The organism is Fimbriimonadaceae bacterium (genome assembly GCA_019638775.1).
In the GTDB taxonomy this organism is placed as follows: Bacteria; Armatimonadota; Fimbriimonadia; order Fimbriimonadales; family Fimbriimonadaceae; genus JAHBTD01.
This window is the reverse complement of the sequence record JAHBTD010000001.1, coordinates 1-23,100: the sequence shown is the minus strand read 5'-3', so window position 1 is coordinate 23,100 and position 23,100 is coordinate 1. Positions and strand designations below refer to the sequence as shown.

The 23,100-nt window shown below is 55.2% G+C and carries 19 protein-coding genes and 1 CRISPR repeat array; of the genes, 12 read left to right on the top strand and 7 right to left on the bottom strand.

The window, feature by feature from the left end; translation table 11 throughout:
• Positions 1-235 precede the first annotated feature (235 nt).
• On the top strand, positions 236-1,207 hold the full coding sequence (locus tag KF784_00095; protein MBX3117434.1) for a hypothetical protein: 972 nt from the start codon (positions 236-238) through the stop codon (positions 1,205-1,207).
• 138 nt (positions 1,208-1,345) lie between these two features.
• Positions 1,346-1,867 (top strand): hypothetical protein, encoded by a 522-nt coding sequence (locus KF784_00090; GenBank protein MBX3117433.1) that lies wholly within the window; start codon positions 1,346-1,348, stop codon positions 1,865-1,867.
• Positions 1,868-1,965: 98 nt separating this feature from the next.
• Here the strand turns inward: KF784_00090 and KF784_00085 are convergent, their stop codons facing one another.
• Positions 1,966-2,844 (bottom strand): hypothetical protein, encoded by an 879-nt coding sequence (locus tag KF784_00085; GenBank protein ID MBX3117432.1) that lies wholly within the window; start codon positions 2,842-2,844, stop codon positions 1,966-1,968.
• 466 nt (positions 2,845-3,310) lie between these two features.
• Here KF784_00085 and KF784_00080 point away from each other — a divergent pair, with 466 nt between their 5' ends.
• The 4 genes from KF784_00080 to KF784_00065 are packed head-to-tail and all read left to right on the top strand — an operon-like array spanning position 3,311 to position 9,408.
• A complete protein-coding gene (locus KF784_00080) occupies positions 3,311-4,231 on the top strand; it encodes an SDR family oxidoreductase (GenBank protein MBX3117431.1) in 921 nt (306 codons plus the stop codon).
• Positions 4,228-5,451 (top strand): class I SAM-dependent methyltransferase, encoded by a 1,224-nt coding sequence (locus tag KF784_00075; GenBank protein ID MBX3117430.1) that lies wholly within the window; start codon positions 4,228-4,230, stop codon positions 5,449-5,451. The genes KF784_00080 and KF784_00075 overlap by 4 nt, the downstream gene beginning before the upstream one ends.
• Positions 5,427-6,269: a glycosyltransferase family 2 protein gene (locus KF784_00070; protein MBX3117429.1), complete on the top strand. Its 843-nt coding sequence runs from the start codon at positions 5,427-5,429 to the stop codon at positions 6,267-6,269. The genes KF784_00075 and KF784_00070 overlap by 25 nt, the downstream gene beginning before the upstream one ends.
• Before the next feature lie 22 nt (positions 6,270-6,291).
• Positions 6,292-9,408 carry a glycosyltransferase gene (locus KF784_00065; GenBank protein ID MBX3117428.1) on the top strand — a complete coding sequence of 1,039 codons (3,117 nt, stop codon included), beginning with the start codon at positions 6,292-6,294 and terminating at the stop codon, positions 9,406-9,408.
• Positions 9,409-9,577: 169 nt separating this feature from the next.
• Here the strand turns inward: KF784_00065 and KF784_00060 are convergent, their stop codons facing one another.
• The 3 genes from KF784_00060 to KF784_00050 are packed head-to-tail and all read right to left on the bottom strand — an operon-like array spanning position 9,578 to position 14,796.
• Positions 9,578-10,186: a hypothetical protein gene (locus KF784_00060; protein MBX3117427.1), complete on the bottom strand. Its 609-nt coding sequence runs from the start codon at positions 10,184-10,186 to the stop codon at positions 9,578-9,580.
• A 6-nt stretch (positions 10,187-10,192) separates the two neighbouring features.
• Entirely contained in the window at positions 10,193-11,140 is a 948-nt protein-coding gene (locus KF784_00055; GenBank protein ID MBX3117426.1) for a hypothetical protein, read from the bottom strand.
• Positions 11,140-14,796: an RHS repeat protein gene (locus KF784_00050; GenBank protein ID MBX3117425.1), complete on the bottom strand. Its 3,657-nt coding sequence runs from the start codon at positions 14,794-14,796 to the stop codon at positions 11,140-11,142. Before KF784_00050 ends, KF784_00055 begins: the two co-directional genes overlap by 1 nt.
• Before the next feature lie 82 nt (positions 14,797-14,878).
• Between KF784_00050 and KF784_00045 the strand changes: the two genes are divergently transcribed.
• The gene (locus KF784_00045; GenBank protein MBX3117424.1) at positions 14,879-15,073 is read left to right on the top strand and encodes a hypothetical protein; all 195 of its coding nucleotides are present in this window, start codon (positions 14,879-14,881) and stop codon (positions 15,071-15,073) included.
• A 100-nt stretch (positions 15,074-15,173) separates the two neighbouring features.
• Here the strand turns inward: KF784_00045 and KF784_00040 are convergent, their stop codons facing one another.
• Together KF784_00040 and KF784_00035 are read right to left on the bottom strand one after the other, a co-directional pair.
• Positions 15,174-15,548, bottom strand: coding sequence for an iron-sulfur cluster assembly scaffold protein (locus tag KF784_00040; GenBank protein MBX3117423.1), 375 nt, complete (start codon positions 15,546-15,548; stop codon positions 15,174-15,176).
• Positions 15,549-15,990: 442 nt separating this feature from the next.
• The gene (locus KF784_00035; protein MBX3117422.1) at positions 15,991-16,878 is read right to left on the bottom strand and encodes a site-specific DNA-methyltransferase; all 888 of its coding nucleotides are present in this window, start codon (positions 16,876-16,878) and stop codon (positions 15,991-15,993) included.
• A 101-nt stretch (positions 16,879-16,979) separates the two neighbouring features.
• On the opposite strand from KF784_00035, the gene KF784_00030 reads away from it, so the two are divergent.
• The 4 genes from KF784_00030 to KF784_00015 are packed head-to-tail and all read left to right on the top strand — an operon-like array spanning position 16,980 to position 19,006.
• On the top strand, positions 16,980-17,429 hold the full coding sequence (locus KF784_00030) for a helix-turn-helix transcriptional regulator (GenBank protein ID MBX3117421.1): 450 nt from the start codon (positions 16,980-16,982) through the stop codon (positions 17,427-17,429).
• On the top strand, positions 17,426-18,163 hold the full coding sequence (locus KF784_00025; protein MBX3117420.1) for a restriction endonuclease: 738 nt from the start codon (positions 17,426-17,428) through the stop codon (positions 18,161-18,163). The genes KF784_00030 and KF784_00025 overlap by 4 nt, the downstream gene beginning before the upstream one ends.
• Positions 18,160-18,453, top strand: coding sequence for a hypothetical protein (locus KF784_00020; protein ID MBX3117419.1), 294 nt, complete (start codon positions 18,160-18,162; stop codon positions 18,451-18,453). The genes KF784_00025 and KF784_00020 overlap by 4 nt, the downstream gene beginning before the upstream one ends.
• A complete protein-coding gene (locus tag KF784_00015; GenBank protein MBX3117418.1) occupies positions 18,446-19,006 on the top strand; it encodes a replication protein in 561 nt (186 codons plus the stop codon). Before KF784_00020 ends, KF784_00015 begins: the two co-directional genes overlap by 8 nt.
• A gap of 49 nt (positions 19,007-19,055) precedes the next feature.
• Here the strand turns inward: KF784_00015 and KF784_00010 are convergent, their stop codons facing one another.
• A complete protein-coding gene (locus tag KF784_00010; protein ID MBX3117417.1) occupies positions 19,056-19,250 on the bottom strand; it encodes a hypothetical protein in 195 nt (64 codons plus the stop codon).
• Positions 19,251-19,439: 189 nt separating this feature from the next.
• Between KF784_00010 and KF784_00005 the strand changes: the two genes are divergently transcribed.
• Positions 19,440-21,089, top strand: a complete 1,650-nt coding sequence (locus KF784_00005) for a recombinase family protein (protein MBX3117416.1) — start codon at positions 19,440-19,442, stop codon at positions 21,087-21,089.
• 237 nt (positions 21,090-21,326) lie between these two features.
• A CRISPR array of direct repeats spans positions 21,327-23,062; the repeat unit is 29 nt; unit sequence CGGTTCATCCCCACGAGCGTGGGGCGATT.
• Between the last annotated feature and the right edge of the window lie 38 nt (positions 23,063-23,100).

The following is a 23,100-nucleotide window of genomic DNA, read 5'->3' as shown; positions in this document are numbered from 1 at the left end:
TCCTCAACATCCTCGAAGGCGTCCTCAATGTCAAGGAGGCTCTCGAGCTGATTCCCCCCGGCAATATGGGATGCTCGGGAACACATGCAACCCATTATGCGCTCGGCATGGTTACATGCGGCCGCTCGCCAATCGCAAATCAAACGCCCTAGTTTTTGCTCTCTGCAAATCAACTTCTTACTGTGTTCCCGAATGGTGTGAGCGAACAACAACTCACGCCATTCAGGAGAATCACATGAAAGCTACTTGTACCTTTCCAGAAATCGTCAACCGTACCGAAAAAGCCGCCAGTGACACTTGGGACACAACCGTTTCGCCGACGGCGCTCGCCATGCGGGATGGAGCGCTCTCGCTCGACATCGAAGGCGATCGTTCAGTCAATTTAAAGCCAAACACCTGGGCGCTTGGCCAGTTATGTACGAAGCTCGGCATACCCTCCGGCTATTTCAAGCGCTGCCCTCCGTCTTTGCAGGACCTGCAGTTTGAGTATTGGATGCGCCGGTTTGCCGAATCAGGGCAGCCAGATCGGCAGCTGTTCTTACGTGCATCTGGTCTTACGCTTCGCGGAGTGCTGAGTGAGAAGTATGCCTGCATCGACAACTCTAAGCTGATTGAGGCGGTTGAGCCATTGATGGAGGATGGACTGATCGTGACCTGGTTTGAGCTCACCGACGTCAGTTTTCACTTGCGATTGGTTAGTCCGAAGATCGGATCGGGGGACGACGATCCGATCTTAGCCGGAGTCCACATCGCCAACAGCGAAGTCGGTATGCGGACACTGACGATCAATGCGATCCTCTACCGGCAGGTCTGCACCAACGGCATGGTGCGGTTGGTCCGGAACCAGAACCTCTATGCGCGCAAGCATATCGGCGCTCAGCCGGAGAACCTGTGCGAGATTATCCAACTGTCGGCAAGGGAAGCCTTGGATACAGGCCGTATTGAACTGAACAAGTTGCAGCAATCGCGAAACTTTCGGATTACTGAGCCCAAGTCGACACTCGACAATCTCTCTAAGGCTTGGACGCTGACGGAGAGCGTTTTGGAGACGATCCAGCGCCAGTTGCCGATGAATAGGCTCGCCTTTACCGCCTTCGACCTCATCAACGCCATTACCGCCACAGCTCAGCTCCAACCGGCTGACGAACGATACCGGTTGGAGACGTTAGCTGGCAGCCTGCTCGATCGCGATCTGTCCCGGCTGTAGTAACCCTTCAACCCGGCGGGTCCCTTGCGGACCCGCTTTTCTTCGTGCGCCGCAGAATTTGCACCCTTGCGACAAAGGGCCGAGCGTGGGGGAATGAGCCTGCCGGAAGCGGGCTCTGCACTTTGGAGGTGAAACCCGATGTCCCCTGAGACTCCCCCCAGGCGCTCGCTGCCTTACGAGGCCGAGCCGGGATACTACGAAGACGGAAGGCTCTGGCTCTACGGAAACGTCCGCTTGCTGCAATCGGAGCTGGCATATCTGCCGAATGCGGCAGGCCTGCCCGGCCACACCAAGGCCGAGCTGGACGAGCTGGAGAAAGAGGCCGAGCGGCTGGTCCTGGCAGGCAGAACCCTCGTCGTCGGCATCCACAGTCCCGCGCACCAGAGGACGGCTCTCGTGCCGCTGCGCTGGAGCGCTCCCCGGATCGTGGTGATGTCGGGCGGCTTCCGCCGCCATCTCGGTCCGAATCTCGACCGCGAGCCGTTCCGGGGGCGATGCTCTGGCGGTTCCAGTGGGACGCCAAGGTGGACCTGGCGGTCTCCCGCCGCGCTCCGGAGAAGCTGCCGACCTTCGCTTTGCACAACCCGACCGTCGACCGCCTCATCGCCGCTATCGCGACAGGCGAACACCCGGGGCTACGCTCCCCTTACGACCCCCTGACGCCCCTGCCCGAATGGGCTAAAGGCTGACCCAAGGCTCTTCCGGAATGCCGGAGGAGTCTCTTCATGTCTCCCAAAGGTTGATGGTTATTTAGGGCTTTAAGTCTCTTGTTCCTCTTCTGCATCTTGAGTTTCAGTTTTGTTTGCCACCAACGCGAATACTACAAAGGCTACAAAAAAAATGATTGATATTGCTTCATTTATTAGAGTCTTAGAATCATTTTCATGCTCTGTATTGTGGCTTCCTGTCTTGATCCGCTTTGCCATTAAGAACGATACAAATGCAAAAACAATCGTAATTCCTGCTGATTTCCAAAACGGATTAAACATATAAAGGAACCCTTTGAAAATCTCGCAGAGTTTCCAGACGGCAACGAAGTTGACAGCACCTATTGTAGCAGTCAATGCAAAGGAATGACTGGCAATGCAATCAAGGAACTCACCCTTGCTGGCCTTAAATACCCTGTAGAGCGGAAGGAATGTTTGGCAAAGCGCTTCTGTCGATGAAAGCGCTGTAGGGTCTTTCATGTCGATGAAAGGGTGAATCTTGAACAGGCTGTGTTCAACGCCTTCGCTATGTTTCTCCAGTTCGACGCCTTCATATGCCACTTGGCTCAAGATTCGAATATTCCTGGCTTCAAAAAGGCGGAATAGAGAGTTTGCAACTAGTATCGCAACCCATGGCAGCCAGGGATAGCTTTTCGCCGACTGAGAATGAGACTCATGCCCGGTCTGAGCCGGTGAAACATGCGGTGCGAACACATTGTCCCCTCCCTTTTTCTCGCTGTGCTGCGTCAGACTGATAACAGCAACCGGCTGGGCTTGGGCCGATTCGGGAGTAGCCTCTTGCTGGGCAAGCAGCGTCATCAAAGCGACAAGCGCCGTGATATAGAAGCCGAACACTGCGAACCGGGTTGAAACGATGCGGCCGTAGTAATCTGCCAGGTGATTGTAGCTAGCAGTCTTAATATCACTCACTGTCGCCTCCGGGACTAAGTTGGATGGTGCAATTATACTCCGGCGTCAGATGGTCGTCTTTACAGCTGGCTGCCGCCTCAAGGCACTTGCAGCCGGTTTGCCTCAAGACGCTCATAGGCCTTACTGACAATGAGGCTGCAGGCAATGATTAATGGTTCTTCTAGCGGTCATATGAGTCAGTGAGTCGGGTGCCTTCTGAATTGCCTAGGTCGGCCCAACCAACCGAAAAGCCCTAGCATCTCCACGCTGCCCCTACACGAGGCATGGCTGCCAACGGGCCTTTCAAGGCTGTGAGCTTCAAGGCTGCTTCGTTCCAAGTGTGAGCAACGATGAGGCAGGGTGCAAGCTCTGCGGCGTCTGCGCAAGAGCTTCCGGCTGCAGCAATTGCGAAAATTTCACTCGCAATCCGCAAAAAGATGCCCCAGTTTGCCAAAGCTGCCGGATAATGGATGCACAGGGGAAGGCGATGAATCCAGACACGGGGAGGCTTCCGGATATTAAGGCGCCGAGTGGTGCGCCCGTACTTGTTCTTGGCGGGTGCGGTTACATAGGGTCCGCCCTTTGTAAGCATTTGTTGGACTCGGGAGTCTCCGTTTCTTCTGTAGATTTTGAAGTGATAGTCACTCCGTCTGCACATCCCCATATCTGCCGTGACTATCGAGATATTGAGTCAGACTTCCTTCAAAGCTTCGAAGCTGTCATCCTTCTCGCCGCGCACTCCAGCGTAGGAGCAGCCCTGAGCGATCCGGAAGGCGCACTCGATAACAACACCGTCGGCTTCTTCAAACTCCTGCAAAAGCTTGGAAACACACGCCTTATCTATGCGAGCTCGTCCAGCGTGTACTCGGGGATGTCGCCGGCTTCGGCTAGTGAGGAAGACCGAAGCTTTCGACCGACCAATATGTACGACCTTACCAAGCACTGCAGCGATGTCATGGCTGAAATCTCCGACGTCCCGGCCTACGGTCTGCGGTTTGGCACGGTAAATGGCCCCTCACCCAATCTTCGCGGCGAACTCATGATCAACCGGATGGTGATGACGGCGCTGGAGAAAGGATGCGTCGAAGTATCCAATCCGGATGCGCATCGGCCCATTCTGGATATTTGCGATCTTTGTCGGGCTATTGAGGCAATGCTGAAACATGATGGCAAGCCCGGGCTTTACAACCTCGCCAGCTTCAACGCCCGTATTGGAGAGATTGCCGAAAAAGTGGCTTGGATCATGGATGTCCCGGTCATCCGACAGCCAGATTCCCCGACTTACGATTTCACCGTCAGCTCAGCAAAGTTCGAGTCGGAATATAGCTTCGAATTCAAAGGCAGTATCGAGAGCATCGTTGCCGATCTGCTCAAGTCTCCGGCGTACCAAAGGAGTCTGCTGTTGTGAACTACACACCGATGACCGAATGCCTGGCCTGCGGCTCAGCGGACATGCAAACGTATCTCGATCTGGGCGTTCAGCCGCTGGCGAACTCCTACCACGACGGCTCGAAGCCGCTCGAAACATTCCCCTTAGGTGTGAACCGTTGCAAGCGTTGCTGGCATAGCCAGCTCACCGTCGCCGTTGATCCAGATCTGATGTTCAAGGAATATCTCTACGTTAGCGGCACGACAGCAACGCTCGTGGACTATTTCAAGGACTTCGTTCAGCAGGTTGAACAGCGACAAGGAAGCGGCATGTCGGTGCTGGACATCGCCAGCAACGACGGCTCGCTCTTGGAGCAGTTCCTCTTGAGGGGGCATACGGTTCTCGGTGTCGATCCAGCGGAGAATCTTGCCAATGCCTCAGCAGACCGAGGTGTGCCTACGCAAGTGGACTATTGGTCGCCAGAACTTGCCAATTCCCTAGGCCCGAGCTTCGATACGATCATAGCGATGAACGTGCTCGGGCACGTCGCAAGTCCGCTCGAGTTCTTGACTGCTTGTAAGGCAGCGTTGAAGCCGGGCGGCAATGTCTATATCCAGACGTCGCAGAGCCGGATGGTCGTGAACGGCGAGTTCGACACCATTTACCACGAGCATCATTCGTTCTTTACGGCAAAGTCTTTCCGGGAGCTTGCCCACCGCGCCGGTTTCAGTGTTGTCGGCGCTACCCGCGTTCCCGTTCATGGAAGCAGCTATTTGTGGACGCTGGCTGAAGGATTGAGTCATTGCGAAGTCGCCTGTCAGGAAATGATCGACCAAGAGGAAGCTGACGGCTTCTATGACCCCGCAACCTATGAAAGATTTGCGGACAAAGTGCGCCGAACCGCCCAAGTGATCCATGCTCAGATCGCTGCTTTTCGAAGACAGGGATACCGGGTTATTGGTTATGGGGCGGCCGCCAAAGCCAACACCTTCCTGAACTACGCCGGACTCGACCTCGACGGAATTATCGACGACAACCCGCTCAAGGTTGGTCTGAAGACCCCCGGCCGCAACATCCCCATTCTGCCAAGCGCCTTCTTGCCTAAGATCGAGGAACCCTTGGCCGTGGTCATGCTCGCCTGGAACTTTGCTGGCGAAATCATGAAACGGGTAGCTGCCCAAAGGCCAAATGCCGTAAACGACGTTTTCTTTCAATACTTTCCGGATCCGAAAATTTGCCAGAACCAGCCGTTGTCATAGCCCAATGCTTCAATGAGGAGTACCTGCTTCCCTGGTGGCTGAAGCACCATTATCCGCTGTTTGACCATGGCGTCATCATCGACTCTCATTCGACCGACCGGTCTACCGAAATCGTCCGTGAACTGGCTCCCGGTTGGGAAGTCGTCCCGAGGCAAAGCGATGTGTTCAGCGCCGAGACTATCGATCTGGAAGTCATGGAAGTTGAGCGCAGGTTTGAGGGCTGGAAGCTCTCGATCAACATCACCGAGTTTTTCTGTTGCCGCGACTTCGAGATGTTCCGTGCTTTCCTTGAGATGGATGGACGTGGAATGTTCGGCATTCGGGGAGTGGTGCTGGTTGACCCGCCCGATACCTACGCTGAACCCGACCCCGTGCGGCCTTTAGTCGCTCAGCGACATCATGGCTTTTTCGAAGACGAGCGCATGGGGCCTCAGACCGTGATGATGCGCAGCCGGTTTTTCCACCGCTTTCCCGACGGAGCCTACACCTTCGGGCGACATAACTCTGGTCATCCGCACGTATGGCACCCTCCGGGAGCTCTCATTCTTTGGTGCGGCTACAGCCCTTGGAACGAGCAATTCCTTGCCCGCAAGCTCCAAATAAAGGGACAACTCTCGGACGAAGATAAGAAGATTGGCTGGGGCAGCCAGCACATGCTTGAGCGGGAGGAACTGGAAGAGATGCGCCTTCGCTACGCGAAGATCAGTGAAGACTTGAGCCTCCGTCCTGAGCATCAACGGATTTTTTCTGCCTGGCCTTTTGAAAATCAGATACAAGACAGCCAGGTCAATGAACAAGCGGGGGTGGCGGCAAATTAGCCCGCTTATTGGGGAACCCATCATGCAGAAAGCGAAACTTTGCGCCTCGATCGTCATTCACGACGATCACACTTACCTCGCTCCGGTTCTAAGAAACCTGGCGAGCTTGCCCAGATTCGTTTTTGCCAGTAAAACCGGATGGAACGGAACCGTTGGCAATTGGGAGGAAAGCGTCAGGATCGCGGAGGCCGAAGGTGCGACCGTCATCGTCGGGGATTGGAAAGAGGAGAACGAGCACCGTCAAGCTGCTTACGCCTACCTATTGGAGCAAGGCTTCACCCATGCTCTGACCGTCGATTCGGACGAAATCATCGAGAAGCAGCTCCTTGAACACTTAATCCAGATCGCCGATGGAGAACTGGCGGACCGTGTCTATATTCGCTGGGACACCTACTGGAAATCGCCGGAGTATGTTATTCGTCCGCGCGAGCCGTTTACGCCCTGCATCATGATCGATCTGCGCAATGCCCGTCAGGTGCATATCCGCGAGTATGAGGGTGGGCGCGGGCTTTTCCTAAACGAGAGCTATGGCATCGTCCACCACCTAAGCTACGCCGGTACGGATGAGCGGATTTGGAAAAAGATCACGGGGTGGAGCCATCGTGATGAGATCGTGCCCCGGTGGTGGGAGTGTGTCTGGAAGGGTTGGGAAGATCAGCGTCTTATGCAGAACATTCACCCCACGCATCCCGAATCCTACCGATTTGCCGAGCGCATTCACCCGCCTCAGCTCTTCGTCGATCTCGGCATCGCGGTGCCTCAGGAAAAGCCTAAGCCTAAGACCGCCAAGAAGTCCAAGGCGTCCGTCTCCATCATTATCCCCGCAAGGGGCGGCCAGTACGATCTCGACCGTTGCCTTGAAAGCCTAACCAAGTGTGAAGGCTTATATTCAGAGATTGTGGTGATCGACAATGGCAGCGCCGTGCCCATCACCGTCCCTAAGGGCGTCACCCTCATTCGCAATGAAGAAAACCTTGGCTTTTCCAAAGCCTGCAACCAAGGGATTTCGGCTTCCAAGGGAGAAATTCTGCTCTTCCTCAATAGCGACACGATAGTCCCCAGAACCGGGCTTGAGAAGCTCCTGGAATCACTCAATGCCAGCGGCTCTATCGCCGCGGCTGGACCGTATTCCAACAACTGCGGGCATTTCCAGCGTATCCCGTCGACCTACACCTCTCACGAAACTATCGATCTCTTCGCCGAAGACTTCGCCAGGTGGTCGGGAGAGGATATCGACACCGACATGCTCGTAGGATTCTGCCTAGCGGTGCGGCGGCGGGTGATCGATGAGGTCGGCGCGTTCGACGACCGGTTCGGCCTGGGCTTCTTCGAAGACAACGATCTTTGCTACCGCATTCGCCGGGCTGGTTACCGGATGGTCATTGCCGCCAAGGCGTTCGTGCATCACGAAGGTTCTAAGACGATGCGGCGGATGCAGGAGTCCAGGGATGCAGATCTCGACATCCACCGACTCCTTGAAGAGAACCAGCGCAAATACATTGCCAAATGGCGGGAAGACTTGGAGTCCGGTTTTGCCTCGACGCTCAGTGGGCTTGGACCGGAAAAGGTCGTTTTCAATCCTGAAAGAAAGCCTGAGATTCGCCGCGAGGCGATTGAGCACCTCGTTGAAAAGGCGGATATCTCGCTGTGCATGATCGCTAAGAACGAAGAGCGCGTGATCCGCGACTGTCTGGAAAGCGCCAAGCCCTTCTTCAAAGAGATTCTATTCCTGGACACAGGTTCTACCGATAGCACGGTCGAAATAGCCAAAGAGTGCGGTGCGATCGTTCGGCAGACGGAATGGCCCGACAGTTTTGCTTTGGCCCGGACCGAGTCGATGCAGGGAGCCACGGGCAAATGGATCATGTGGCTGGACGCAGACGACACGCTCCCATTCGAGTGTGGAGAGGAGATTATCCGCGCGGTCAATCACGCACCCGAGGACGTTATTGGTTTCGTTGTTCCGGTTCGCTTTGTTGAGGAGAAGGGCTTTGGTACGCAGGTCGATCACGTCAAAGTCTTCCGCAATTGGCCGGGGCTAACGTGGGAAGGCCGGATTCACGAACAGATCCTGCCGGAGCTCCGCCGGGAAGGGCTCAATAGAGGGTTTGAGGCCGGGGGTCGGATTGCGCGGCTTAACGCTTACGTTCTGCATTCGGGCTACGACACAAGCGAGGCGGGTCAAGCCAAGAAACGGGAACGGGACGAACACCTGCTCAAGCTGGATCTTGCGGAGCGGCCGGATCATCCGTTCGTGCTATTCAACCTTGGCATGACGGCTCATTACACGGGTGCGCATGAAGAGGCGGTCGAGTGGTTCAAGAACTGTCTAGAACACTCACGGGATGAAGAATCACATGTGCGCAAGGCGTATGCGCTTTATGGGGCGTCCTTAAGGATCCTGGAACGAAACGATGAAGCTCAGCGGCTGCTCAGTGAAGGTCTGAGCAAGTTCCCAACCGATCCAGAAATCCAGTTCCACCTGGCCCAGATGGCATATGCCGAAGGCAAGCACGACCGGGCGATCATGTTCTACAAGAAGGTCTTGGAGGCCGATATCTCCGGCGTGTTCACCAGCCTCGATCCTGCGATCTTAAGCTGGAAGACCAGGCACAACATGGCGCTTGCGTACCTGGCGAAGAAGAACTACGCCATGGCGCGGGATAACTGGAAGATGGGGTTGCAGGACTCTGGCAAGCCGGAGTTGGCGATGACGCTATTCGACTGTGCGATGGAGAACGACGACCTCCCAACTGCCAAAGAGATGCTGGACTGGACGGTGAAGAATCTTGGCTTCGTCGAGCCATGGGCGAACATGGTGGGACGGCTCTCCGAGCATGCCGGGCTCGATCCGATGGTGCATTGGCACACGGTGCTCCATATGCAGCCGGAGAATACGGGCGTCAGGAAAGTCCTGGCAAGGCATCTGCTGAACGCAGGCCATGCCGAAGCTGCCATCCCGCACCTGGATATCCTCCAGCAGGCTGGAGAGGCCGAAGGCGCGTACTTCCTCGGTGTTCTAGCGAAAGAGACAGGGGATCTAGAAAAGGCAAGGGCGTGGCTTGAGCAGGCGCACGCTCTTGATCCGGAGCACTCTGACACAACGTCAACTATGCACAAGAATAGAAAACCAGTATAAGAAGTAATTCAAGTTCGTCAGTCTTAACTTGCAACAAGTTACCCTCATTGCCTACCGCGGGACAAGAGAATAAACGTTCATATGAAACGACACACGAAATACTGCCTAATCTATCATAAAATAGGGCGTATATCAATCTAATTTCTTAGCGCTTAGACTCATGTACTGCCTACTCCAATAAGCGCAAGTAACGTGCTCGTTTCAAGATCGAATCCAGTTCCACGTCGCCCCACTTATCTGAAGGACTACTCAGTCTTTGGTTTAATGTCTCTGAGATTCGTTTCCTTAAACCATCATCCGTGTACAAAGAAGTTGCATTCATACCTGCAATGATGGCCTTCGGCCGAGAATCTGATGCAATAATATAAAGCACGTACTCTATGTCTTGTTCGTTATTGGGTCGACAAAGAATACTTATAGACAGTTCAATAAAAGTAATGTCACTCTTCAGTGAAACTGCTTTGCATTTCTCGATTAAACTATCCCTATCCTCTATATGGGCTAATATCGATAGGGCAGCATACTGGCCAAACACATCGCCTGTATCAGTTAGTTGCTGGCTCAAAAATGAAAGATCAGGTTCTGTAGATAGCTTCTTCCGATATGCATCAAGCTCAGAAGCCGACGGGCCATCTTCAGCATGCTCGAAAAACTTACGAGATCGCGCAGAGTACTCTGCGAACAATGAGCGGTACTCTTGACCAGAAGAACGGCATCCTATTGCTATCATCATGCTGAAAAGTGAAACTATTGTGATTGAAGCTAAGTAGACCTTCATGATTATTTATGCTCTTTGATTCAAGCCCTGGCGACGACAATTACAAACAGTATCCTCCACCCAGCCGTCATCCGTATAAGTCGCGGCATTACATTCACGTATGCAGTCCTCCCTTAACACTCCGGACATGTAGTAGCAATTGCTAAGGCATTCTTGATTGCTACGCGAATGACAGACGAAAAAGCAGTTTCCATGCTTGCTATCAATAATTGACTTACATATCTGTTGCGCAATCCATGCAAATGTAGGCGGAATGATTTTGCAATAAGGGATCACAACTGGTGGAAATGCTATCTTAATTATGATCCCGCATTTTAAACGCGGTCCTACTGGCTTACCATGCGCATCTCGGCAACACTCGACAGGCGAGTACTTCTTTCCTATGATACCCTTAAGATACTTATACTTGTCTTTAAGTCCTTTATCTACTGCTCCGATACCCGCATCTAAATCATCGTACATTTCTTTTACTGTGCCGAATGAACAAATCATCGCGATGCACGCCCCCATGAGCGACTTGTCTTTTGAGCAATCATTATCCTTATACCGATCTTGGACTTGGCATGGAGACAACCCCCAATAATCAAACACTGTGACAGGGATAGCATTTGCGTATCCGTAGGTATGAGTATCCGGCCAGACAGGATCTTTTGTAATCCACGTCGCCGTTACATCGCTATAATGTCGGTAACGAACATAATGAGAAGCGATAGCGAGTGCAGTGAATAGGTACCCGAGGTTGCCAACCCATAAGAACATAGGATCGGCGGCGGCTCCCGTTTTGTTCAGAAGCTCCCCATACGGCTTGAACCTGTAAGTATTCTGAACCGCCTGACTCTGATCCACAATAGCTGTGACGCTACCGAGCGCGTCCGTCAGGTAGTCCGTTCGGTCTCCAGCTGTCGCTTCGCCGATCAATCTTCCGTTTGCTGTGTAATAGTTCGTTACAGGCATTAGCTTCTCCCCTGCAGATAGTCGCTGCCGTCCCAAACCAGAGTCGTCGTTCCTGACCCGTCCTTCTCGGATCGCTTCAAGCCGTCTCCGCTGTAAGTATACGTCGTTATTGCTCCATTGTCGTCGTATTCCGTCATTCTGTTCTCTTTGTCGTAGGCCATAGTCACAGGCGAACTGCCTTGAGCCGAAACGACGGTTTGATTGCCGTTGGCGTTGAACGTGTAGGTCGTCACCAGCGTTCCGTTCGTGCTTGTGGTGAGCCTGCTGGCCGCGTCATAGCTGAAGGTAGATACGACTCCGGTTTCGCTGGATGTCAGCCGGTTGTCGGTGGAGTCGTAGGAATAGTCGTACGTGTGCGCGTTAGTTCCAACGGTCGCGTCCTGCGTCAGGCGGTTCTTGGCGTCATAGGAAAATGTTGTCGAAGCGCCGTTGGAGTCGAAGATCGCCTTGCGGTTTCCGACTTCATCGTAGCTGAAGGTGAATCGAGCAAGCACGCCTCCGCCGCCCGTCTGGTCGATGATCGAGACGATCTGGTCGTTCGCATCGTATGTCGTTCTTCGCACTAAGCCCGAATCGTAGGTCGCAGTTGTCTCCCTGCCTGCTGCGTCGTAAGAAAAAGTTGTCCGCTTGGCGTCTGGGTCTTGGAAGAGCGCATTCCTGCCGTCATTGTCGTACACGTAGGTTCGGACTCCGCCGTCGGGATCGGTCAGTTTCGTTCGGTTTCCGGCGGCATCGTATTCATAGGTCTGCACAAGCGAGCCGGGATCTGTCTTGCCGAACAGCCTGTTCACTGAGTCATAGGCGTAGGTTGTCGTTCCGGTGCTGTCCTGCATCGTCGTCTGGTTTCCGGCTGCGTCGTAGGCGAACGTCACTCTCGTCGCGTCGGCGTAGAGCGTGGTTGTCGGACTTCCCACAGCATCGTAGGAATAGGTGGTCAGGTCTCCGTTGGGGAACTTGCGTGAGGCTCTTCGTCCTACTGCGTCGTAGGTATAGGTTGTGGCATTGTTCAATTGGTCGCGGATGGACTCCAGTTCAGAGCGGCTTGTGTATGTCATCGTTATCAGGCCGTCTCGCGGGTCCTTGATGACAGTGTTTCGACCGTCGCTGTCGAAAGTGTAGGTCGTGCGGCTGCCAAGCTGGTCCTGCACCGCCTGGGCTCTGTTCAGAGCGTCGTAAGCGGTTGTGACTCGGTTGCCTCTTGCGTCCAATATCTCAGTTTGGTTTCCGACCGCATCGTAAGCGAATGTGGTTCGATAACCCAGCGGATTGACCATCGCCTGGGTTCGCCCGCCGTTGTCGTAGACCGTGGTCCAGATGTTGCCGAGCGGGTTGACGCTCTCCGTTTGCTGCCCTGCGGCGTCGTAGACGGAGGTTGAGACGAACCCGAGCGGAGTCGTCGTCGTCACGGCCCGGTTCACCGCGTCGTACCCGGTCCTCCAGATGTTGCCTCTAGCGTCAGTCATCGAGATTTGCCTTCCCGCCGCGTCGTATCCGTAGGTCGTTACGCTTCCCACTGCGTCTTTAGACGTCGTTCTCCGTCCCGCGTTATCGTAAGTCCACGTCGTTCGGTTGCCTCTCGCGTCCTGAACTTCCGTCTGCTCCCCGGCAAGATCGTAGGCGAATGTGGTTCTGTTCCCAAGGGCGTCAATGGTCGCGTTCAGACGGTTGCTTGTGGAGAAGTAGACGCTGGTCGTCACATTGCCGAGAGCGTCTTTGACAGTCTCCCTATTGCCTGCGTTGTCGTATGTAGACGTCGTTCGGTTGCCCAGCGGGTCAATAGTCGCTTGCACTTGCCCCACCGCATCAGATACTGTCGTGCTTCTAAAGCCCAGTGGAGTCTGGCTCTCTATCTGTCTTCCGACATTGTCGTAGACCGAGGTCCAACGATTGCCAAGCGCATCCACCGTCGCAATCATGTCGCGAGCGTTGTATACGCTGGTCGTCACGTACCCCCGAGCGTTCTTCACCGTCTCCTGCCGACCGGAAGAGTCGTAGGTGAAGGTGGTTTGGTATCCAAGGGGATCGATGCTCGCCGTCACCTGCTTGGCGGCATTGTAGACCGTCGTGCTGACTCTGCCCAGCGGGTCGGTGACCGTCTGGCGGTAGCCCATATTGTCGAAGCCGTAGGTGGTGACATACCCGAGGGCGTCCTTCTGGGTAGTCATCTTGTCGAATCGTCCGTAGGTGAAGCTGGTCCGGTGGTTCAGTGGATCAACCACCGCCTGCACCAGGCAGGTGTCGTAGATCGTGGTGGTCGTCTCTCCCATCGGGTTGGTGACCGCGATCACGTGGTCGGCTGCGTCGTAGGCGTAGGTGGTGGTGCGCCCAAGCTGGTCGACCATCGTCTGCCTGCGGTTTAGCGAGTCGTATGTGTAGGTGACGACCCCGCCGTCGGAATACAGGATGCTTGCCACGTTTCCATAGGCGTCGTAGGCCATCGTGGTGGTGAGCCCTCGCCCGTCTGCGACAGCTAGCGGCTGCCCGTCGGCGTCGTAGGCGTAGCTCATCACACGGCCCAAAGGATCAGTCATACGAATGCGGCGGTGGGTGGTTCCCGAGCCATCGTAGCCGAACGTCGTCACGTTGCCCAAGGCGTCCGTCAAGGTCGTCAGGTTGCCGAAGGCATCGTACTGGAACGTCGTCCGGTTGCCCAAGGGATCGTCGGACAGCTCGACCAGCCAGAGGCTGTTATAGCTGATGCTCGTCACCGTTCCGCTTGGAATCTGCGCCTTGGTCATCAGCTTGTTGGTGTTGTAGGTGTAGGTAACGGTGTAGCCTTCAGGCCTGACGGTCGTCGTGTTCGTGCCCAGATTCTGGGCAAAGTTGTAGGTCACTGCCGCGCCGGAGGGCCAGGTCTCCACCGTCTGGAAGTTGTTGTAGGTGTAGGACCAGACCGCCGAGCCTGCCGCCATCGTGACTGTGCGCTTGCTCGTGTCGTACATGTACGTCGTCACATAGCCGCGCGGATCCTCGATGGTGTGGATCATCGAGACGCCAGGTCCTGCTCCAGCAGAAGAGTAGCCGTACTTGGTGATGCAGCCCAGCGGTGTCTGAAAGGTCGTGAGATACCCAGCCGCGTCGTACTGGAACGTCCAGCGGCGGCTTCCCCAGTCTTCGATACTGCTGACCAGCGAAACGGTCGAGGGTCCGGGCGTATAGCTCAGCGTCGCCGTCTTTCCTCCAGGTACCACAATCGTCTTAATGAGGCCCGCCTCGGGCGTGGAGCCGTAGGTGTAGGTCTGGGTGACGCCGTCGGGATCAACGACGCAGTCTAACTCATACCGCGAGCCGCCGATCACATGACGCTTGTAAACCATCTTCATGCCGTCGGAGAAGTACTCAGTGTAAGCGTCCGGGGCTGAGTCGTAGCTAAGCGTCGTGACGTTGCGTGTGTTGTCTGATGAGACATAGGTAGTCACTGTTCCTGAAGTTCCAACCTGCTGGAAGTACTGTTCACTAAAGTCTCCCCGTCGCAGAGTTGCCACGCCGCCAGTGTTGGTGATGTAAGTGCGAATGGAGGCTGAGCGGCCTGAGCCGTACTCGCTGGCGTCGGAGTTGGCCGAACTGTAGTACAGGCTGACGGCAAGGTTAAACTTTTTGGCCTTCAGCTCGATCTCCGGATCTATCTTGAGCTCGCCTGTCCGGGGATCTGGCATTGGGAAATGAGGATGCATTCGTTCGGTCGGTCGGTCGCAGCCTTGCCGATCGGCGCTTGGAGCATATCCGGGAGGGTTAGGAATGTTCAGCATGATCTTCTCGCTCGGTTTCTATGCCTGGCCGTCTTATGGGAATGTGAACTGGAAGCAGGGTCGGTTTCCACATGGTGATGTTGTAGGAGGCGGCGAAGAATCGCCAGGGGAGACGAAAGTGCCTGGAGTTCCGGTCGTGCAGCAAGCAGAACATGAGGAGCAGACCGGCGCACCAGCAGGGTAGTACAAACCCCCTCCTCCTGAGGGCGCACCGTAGCCTCCGCCAGAGCTTCCGCCTCCGTAGCTTCCCGAGCCGCCAGTTGTAAATGGCACACAGATTGGATTCATAGCTGTCTCTCCGATAGTTCTTCCTTCAAAGCGTCCTGGATCGCCTGCACGGCAAGGTCTGCGTAGTACTCCTTCCCCTCCGGCAGCCCTCCCAGTACGGTCATCACGTCCCTAGCATCAATGGAAAGCGCCTGGGCAACTGTTCTTCCGGCGAGCAGTAGGGCGGACATACTGGCGGCGGCGATGCTAGACGGGCAGCCGTTGCAGGCGTAGGTGGCCTTGCGGACGGTTCCTTCCTCCAAGATGAGCCACAGCCGGACGTAGGGACCCTCGCCCGGCGTTCCGCCGGTTCCCACGTGGGTTGCGTCCTCAAGCTCGCCCGCGTTGCGCGGTGAGTGGACATGCTCTGCTGCTATGGGAGAGAGTATCACTTTTCGCCTACCCCAGAATCACTGCTGAATATAGTACGATACGCTTTGCCGAAATGCCAAGTGCTTTTCCGCTACTTTTTTCAGTAATCGACCTCTACACTCAGGATTTGAGCTTGGATGTACAAATTGTTATGCCGAGAGACTTCCTTTGTTAATGCGAAGTTAACGCTTCAATCAAGAATCATTAGCTGTTAATTGTTTAAGAGCTGAAGCGCTGAATGCTCACCTATCCTTTTCGCTTCTATAAGATATTGTGAGCAAAGCCGCAAAGGCACTAGTGCCGTACTCTCAAATGCCCGCCGAAAACTATCTCAAGGGCCGCCGCGCTTTACTGGCATTGGGCTGGGCTTCCCGACCGCCTTTAGGCGGTCTATAGATTGGGGATGAGAGGAGTCCAAGGGCTCTCCTTGATACAGGGAGAGGCGGCGGCTCATATCTACCTTCATCGTAGAGGATAAGCGGGGTTGAGCTCTATCCCCAATCCCTTTCTACCGAGTCTCAGTGCTACTCGGAGCATTGTGCCGGTTCCTGCAAACGGGTCGAGAACCACTCCTCCTAACGGGCAGCCTGCCAGGATGCATGGTTCAACCAGTTTTTCGGGGAAGGTGGCAAAGTGACCTCCTTGGCCATGGCTGACGGGGATGGTCCAAACGGTGCGTTTGTTTCTGCCCAAAGGGTGAAACATCTGCCTCGGCTTTAGAGTTTGTGAGCCTCCCGAAGGATGATTACGAAACATCGGACCAGGCCAGTGCTTGCCGGTGTTCTTCGGCTTCGATCGGTGGGGCTCACGGATAGCGTCAACGTCGTAGTAGTACCGCCTTGACTTGCTGAAGAGGAAAAGGTACTCGTGTGCCCTAGTTGGTCGATCACGGACGCGCTCGGGCAGGCCGTTGGGCTTGTGCCAGATAATGTCGGTGCGCAAATACCAACCATCCTTCTGCAGAGCGAATGCCACCCGCCAAGGGATTCCGGCCATGTCTTTTTCTTTGAGATCTCCAACCAGTCGGTTTCGTCGCTGGTGTGCCTGGGGCGCTCCCTGCCCGATCCGGCTGACCCTTGAACATGCCCAGGCCGACATATACGTATCGCCCAGATTCAGCCAAAGAGTGCCGTCCTTCCTCAGAACCCGCCTAACTTCTCGAAAGACGGCTACGAGCTTGCTTATGTACTGGGATGGATCATTTTCTAATCCAATTTGTCCGTCAACTCGGTAGTCCCGCAATTGCCAGTACGGCGGCGAAGTGACGCAGCAGTTTACCGACTCGCCCGGAAGCTTCTTGAGCTCCGTCAAAGCATCCCCAATGATCATGCGGCTAAGTAGTTTTCCCATTGGGGCACATAAGCGCCGTGTCCCGGAGGGCGCAAGAAGACGGGCTTCAAAGCCAGAACATTTGCACGCTCTCACGGAGGCGGTCACGCTGCGATTAAGATATGTCGAGTATCGATCGCAGCGTGAGCGTTTCCGCGAGATGCCACAACCGCGTGGCCGCTATCATGGTGCATACGGGCCGCTACTCATTCTTAGGAACATCAAGGCTAGCTCGTGACGCGGGCGTCTCAACTTCGGCAATAACCCGGCTCCTGCATGGCCGGTCTAGTCCTCGGTATAGCACACTGGCCAAGGTTGTCAAGTGCTTAGAGGTTGAGATAAGGAAGCCCCTTGATGTCCGAGATGTCTTCTCACCGAATGGCACATATCTGACGCAGTATGTCTGCGACCTCGTTGGTTGTCCTGGCTGCCTACCGGACCGGTTGTACGAGCCAAATGGAAGCCGTGACCGACGGTATCTGCACATCACGTCCGGTCGTTGGACTGGCGATACCGGAGAGTTTGGCGGCGTTTGGTTGAAGTCTCAAGAAGATTTGGGAGATCGGCAATGATCCGTCTTCACAACCACGACGACAGCCGCCGCTACAGCGACCACAGCAGCAGCAACGTTTTTATTGCTCTTGAGCGAAAAGTGCGAAACCTTGATTTTCCTTCGTTTCAGATTTGCACTTTGCTTTGGCTTAGCAGGCAGGGATTTAGCCACGTTCGTTCGCTTGGCCGCTGCCACCAAAGGGGAAGGCGCAAGAATGGAGGGGCCGACTTTGTAGCCTTGGCATCCCAGGATCCTCAAGTTAAGATTGCGATTCAATTGAGGCATTGCCAGACTCCGGTCCAGCGACGAGCTATCGATGAGCTTTGGGGATTCATGCTTCGCAACGGAATTCCGACCGGACTGGTTGTCTCTAACGGCCGTTACCAAGACTCGGCTCAAAGAGCGATTAACGAGTATCCAGGGCGGCCGGTCCAGTTGGTTTCTCTTCAGGATCTGTCCCGTTCGATGATCAACCTGGGTCTTGGCATTGTTCAGACAGACACGTGGCGGGTACTGGATGAACGCTATTTCGACTCCCTTACACACCTGCGCTTAGCTGGGTGCTCTGTCTGTACCGCGAACACTGAGCCAAGGGTTCATGTCAGGCCGCTGGCAGTTTCCCAATCGGAGGACTTTGTCGATGTTCGGAGCGGTCCACCCAGTGACCCGCTTCGCTGGGTTTGGTACGTCGTTATGATCCTGCTGATCCTGGCCTTCTTCGCTTCGTTATGGCTGGCAAAGGAGTCGTTTTGAACGGCTTTCAACCGATAGGAGAACTGCTGCCCGAGAATGAACCAAAGCGTCGTCGCAAGCCGACTCCAGACGACGTTGTATTGACCGAGCGAGAAGAGCTGGTTCTTCAACTCGTCGAAGTCGGAATTTCTTTGCGCAAGGCGGATAACATCGCCTCAGGCTATTCGTATGATCTGATCCGTAAACAACTCCGCTGGCTGCCGTACCGGGCCGCCAAGCGCCCGGCTTCACTTCTCATTGCGGCCATTGAGCACGACTACGATGCTCCAGCCTATGCACCAAATGAATAAACCCAGGCAGTACCGCTTCATCGTCGGCACGACGCCGTTTCCCAACTTCCTGCTTGACCGGGTCATGCCCCGTCTCACGGACACCGAGTGGCGGATCATCTGTATAATCGTCCGCCAGACTTACGGCTGGAGCATCGGCTCCGGCATCCGTAAGGGCTCTGACTGGCTTTCTCATTTCCAATTCAAGCGCAAAACAGGCAGGCAGAGCGCAGCGATTTCGCGGGCCATCGACGTGCTGGTCCGGTCCGGTCTGATCGCCGTTCGCGATCGGCACGGGTACGGGCTCTACACCCCTGCGGCTCGGCGGCGGTCGCACTCCCACCTAAACTTTGCACTCCATCCGCAAGTTGCCACTCCCAAGTTTCAAAAACGGTTTGCGCTTGCTCGTTTCCGAAGTTCCGAATACGTAAATAACAAAAGAAACTTTGACAAAAGAAAACAACAACACAGCAAACACTGGAAGTTTTCCACAGGCGGTCCTTTGGATGGTCAGATGTCGATTCTTGATGCCGAACAAAAACCGAACGGAACGGAGGCCCAGACTGGAAGCTGAAAAGCGAAATTCGCATCGCATGGAGAAGCCAGGTACACGTCCAAGAGAGCTACAAGGGTGCGATTTCGATGTACTTTCCGTGACTGACGGCATACCAAACGCACTGGTAGAAAAGGTTCGGCTCGCCTGCAAACGCATCAATCGTCATGATAATCCTGTCTGCGCCCCTTTGGTGGACGGCTCTAGCAAAGGCAGGAACCTCGATCTCAACCTTGCGTGCGATAGTCGCAGAGATTCTTCTCATAGCGCAACTCTATCAAGAGGGCCAAAGGCTGACAAGCAAGCTTGGCGCTCGGCGTAGGCTCTATGGATTTGCCCTCACCCAGTCAGGCCACTATGAACGCGATCCTAGCCTTGTACAAGCGCAAATTCAACGTAGAATTGACTCCAAAGGAAGCGTACGAGGTTGCTAGAAGGGTGGTCTGTATCTGCTATGCCAAGCGATATTCAATATTTTCTGTACGCACGGAAAAGCTCTGAAGAGGAAGACCGTCAGGTTCAGAGTATCCCCGATCAGAACTCAGCCCTGCTCCGCCAAGCCAAGACTCTCGATCTGCAGATAGTAGACCGGTTGGAAGAGGCACACTCGGCGAAAGAGCCTGGCATTCGCCCGGTTTTCGCTTCGATGCTTGAACGGATTCGCAAAGGAGAAGCAAATGGGATTCTATGCTGGGGCACAAACAGGCTCTTCCGCAACCCCGTAGATGCAGGTGAGGTTCAGTGGATGCTGCAGAAGGGCATCATTCAATCCATTCGTACCATAGACCGAGAGTATAGGCCGGAGGATAACGTGTTGCTTCTTGCCGTCGAAGCAGCCCACGCCAACCAACAGATCATTGACCTAAGCAAGAACGTTAAACGGGGCCTGCACGAAAAGGCACGGCGCGGTTGGTGGCCCACTAAGCCAAAGCCCGGATACAGATCAGTCATCCAGGTGATCGGTGGAAGGGAATCTTGTGTACAGGAGCCAGACCCCGACCGTTTTTCGATTCTTAGGCGTGCATGGGAGATGATGCTGACAGGTGCACACTCTGTGCCTCAAATCTTGGATGCCCTTGAAAGCTGGGGCTACCGTTCACTATCTGGAAAGGGCAGGGCTGGACGGCCCATGTCTCGGTCAGGGCTTTACCGACTCTTTTCTGACCCATTCTATGCTGGGCGTTTTCTATACGGCGACGAGTGGCATGAAGGTGCATATGAGGCAATGGTAACTGTTGACGAGTTTGCACGAGTCCAACGCCTGCTCGGACGGCATAGCCAGATCAGACCCCAGAAGCACGAGTTTGCCTTTACGGGGCTTATCCGGTGCGGTGTCTGCGGCTGCATGATTACCGCCGAGCGAAAGGTCAAGCGCTACCCTTCAACAGGAGGGCAACGAGAATACGTCTACTACCACTGCACAGGTCGCAGAGGCTGCCCAAAAAACAGCGTTTCTGAGGAGTTCATCGTTCGCAGCATCGGAAACCTGTTGGAGGCTTGGCACCTAGACAAGGATGCCTATATCATAGGTAACGAAGCAATCGACTTCGCTGAGGGAAAGGTTGCAAAGAACCAGAATGAAGTTAGGCGCTCAAGACAGACAGCACTAGACCAAGCTCAATTGCGGCTTGATTCCCTGATTGCGATGAGAGAAAACCAGGAGATTTCTGCCGAAGAATTTCAAAAGAGAAGACGGATCCACCTGCAGGAAATCTGGAAGCGAGAGTCGAGCATAGAAGACGACTCAAAGATAATTGAGCAAAACGTCGTGCAGCTTCGGCGTGCCGTTCGATTCCTTCATAAAGCACCTCAGGTTTTCACCGGCGGCATCGTCAGCCAGCGACGACAGGTTGCAAGCGTATTGGTCGACGAATGTGTTCTCACTCTGGGAAAGCTGAGAATCAGGCCGGACCCGCTACTACTGAAAATAAGCAGGTTCGAACGTCCAAATGCGCCTCGCGATATGGTTCAAATAGGCGAAACTATGGCCTCGCGTCCCGGACAGCGGAGAGGCCGAACTGACATGCGAACTCTGTTAACAGAGAAGAAGTGGGAATTCAATACGGCTGGTCTTTTTGACGAGCCTGATACGCTGTCCGGCTGAATCCAAGCCGTTCAAATCCCCTGTGGTGGAGCACTCGCACACAAGTCCGAATCATCGACGGGAGAGGGCAACAGAGATAATTGCGTTCTACCGCAGGCTCTACGTTGACTTCAGTCAAGAATCGTAAGCAGCTAGTATTTCAATGTCAGTCAAAGGTTTGAGGCCATCTATCGGGCACGAACCGCTCCACGAGCGTGGGGCGGTTCCAAGAACCAGGTCGATGTTGTTCTTGGAGAACGGTTCATCCCCACGAATGTGGGGCGGTTGACTGGGCGATTATGTTTGCGCCGAATTACGACGGTTCATCCCCACGAACGTGGGGCGGTTTTGAGGCTTACCACTAAAGCAACCCGTCACGCCGGTTCATCCCCACGAGTGTGGGGCGGTTCGCTACGCCTTCTGGGTCTACTGTGTAATCGGCGGTTCATCCCCACGAACGTGGGGCGGTTGTTTGCCAATAGCAAGCATCTGGCGCAACTCTCGGTTCATCCCCACGAGCGTGGGGCGGTTACGGCAGATCCAGCGCTTTGCACGTATCGGTTCGGTTCATCCCCACGAGCGTGGGGCAGTTACGCAGATAAGGTGGAGTGATCGGATTGAGGCCAGTTCATCCCCACGAGCGTGGGGCAGTTGCAATCTCTCGATCAGACTTGCGTTTTGGATTCGGTTCTTCTCCACGATCGTGGGGCAGTTGCACCCGCCAAAGCGAACGTCGATAGCGTGTACGGTTCATCCCCACGAGCGTGGGGCATTTGCTCGCGCCTTTCGGTCTGTAGCGGCGGATCGCGGTTCATCCCCACGAGCGTGGGGCATTTACCACCGCCCTCACCAGCACATTGTCCTTGCGCGGTTCATCCCCACGAGCGTGGGGCGATTCCACTTAAGGCCCTCGACTATCTGCTTTTGGACGGTTCATCCCCACAAGCGTGGGGCGATTGCTAGGCAAGCCTGCAGCCACATTTCAAAGGCCGGTTCATCCCCACGAGCGTGGGGCGATTGTTTCCAGCGTCCCTTCCCCCTGCTTTCGGTGCGGTTCATCCCCACGAGCGTGGGGCGATTTTATCCGGCGCATCGGATACGTCGGGAAGGTTCGGTTCATCCCCACGAGCGTGGGGCGATTTAGAGCTTCGCCGCCGCGCTCGCCCCGTCGATCGGTTCATCCCCACGAGCGTGGGGCGATTCGTTTGTAGGCAAGTCGCGCACGTGTTCCGGACGGTTCATCCCCACGAGCGTGGGGCGATTTTATTTTGGGGGTTCGCTGTAGACGCATCTTCGGTTCATCCCCACGAGCGTGGGGCGATTCAATTGACCTCATCGGGCGAACGGTTCCGTCCCGGTTCATCCCCACGAGCGTGGGGCGATTAGTGTGGCTGTTTCCGAACGACCCCGCCGACTCGGTTCATCCCCACGAGCGTGGGGCGATTTCTGAGGATCGGCATAAGTGAAAAAGGTCTGCCGGTTCATCCCCACGAGCGTGGGGCGATTGGTAGCTGCGCCGAGAAGGTCCAAATAGATGTCGGTTCATCCCCACGAGCGTGGGGCGATTTCGTTTTACAATCTCTTTCGCTAACTCTCTAACGGTTCATCCCCACGAGCGTGGGGCGATTAAGGGCAAACCTTCGAATGCGTTTGCTTTGCGCGGTTCATCCCCACGAGCGTGGGGCGATTTCGGGCCGCGGCTCGAGCGATCGCGCCTTGCACGGTTCATCCCCACGAGCGTGGGGCGATTGGCACCGCGACAGCTTCGGGAGTTCCCGATGCCGGTTCATCCCCACGAGCGTGGGGCGATTAGGCAGGCAGGTGCCAGCTTGCCCTCTTGCTACGGTTCATCCCCACGAGCGTGGGGCGATTAAAACGTGCGCCTTCGGCGATTGCCCATTCACCGGTTCATCCCCACGAGCGTGGGGCGATTCGGAAGTCTTTAGCGACTATCAAAAGACCGCTCGGTTCATCCCCACGAGCGTGGGGCGATTGCGGACCAGTAGCCAAACTTGAGCCGGACCTTCGGTTC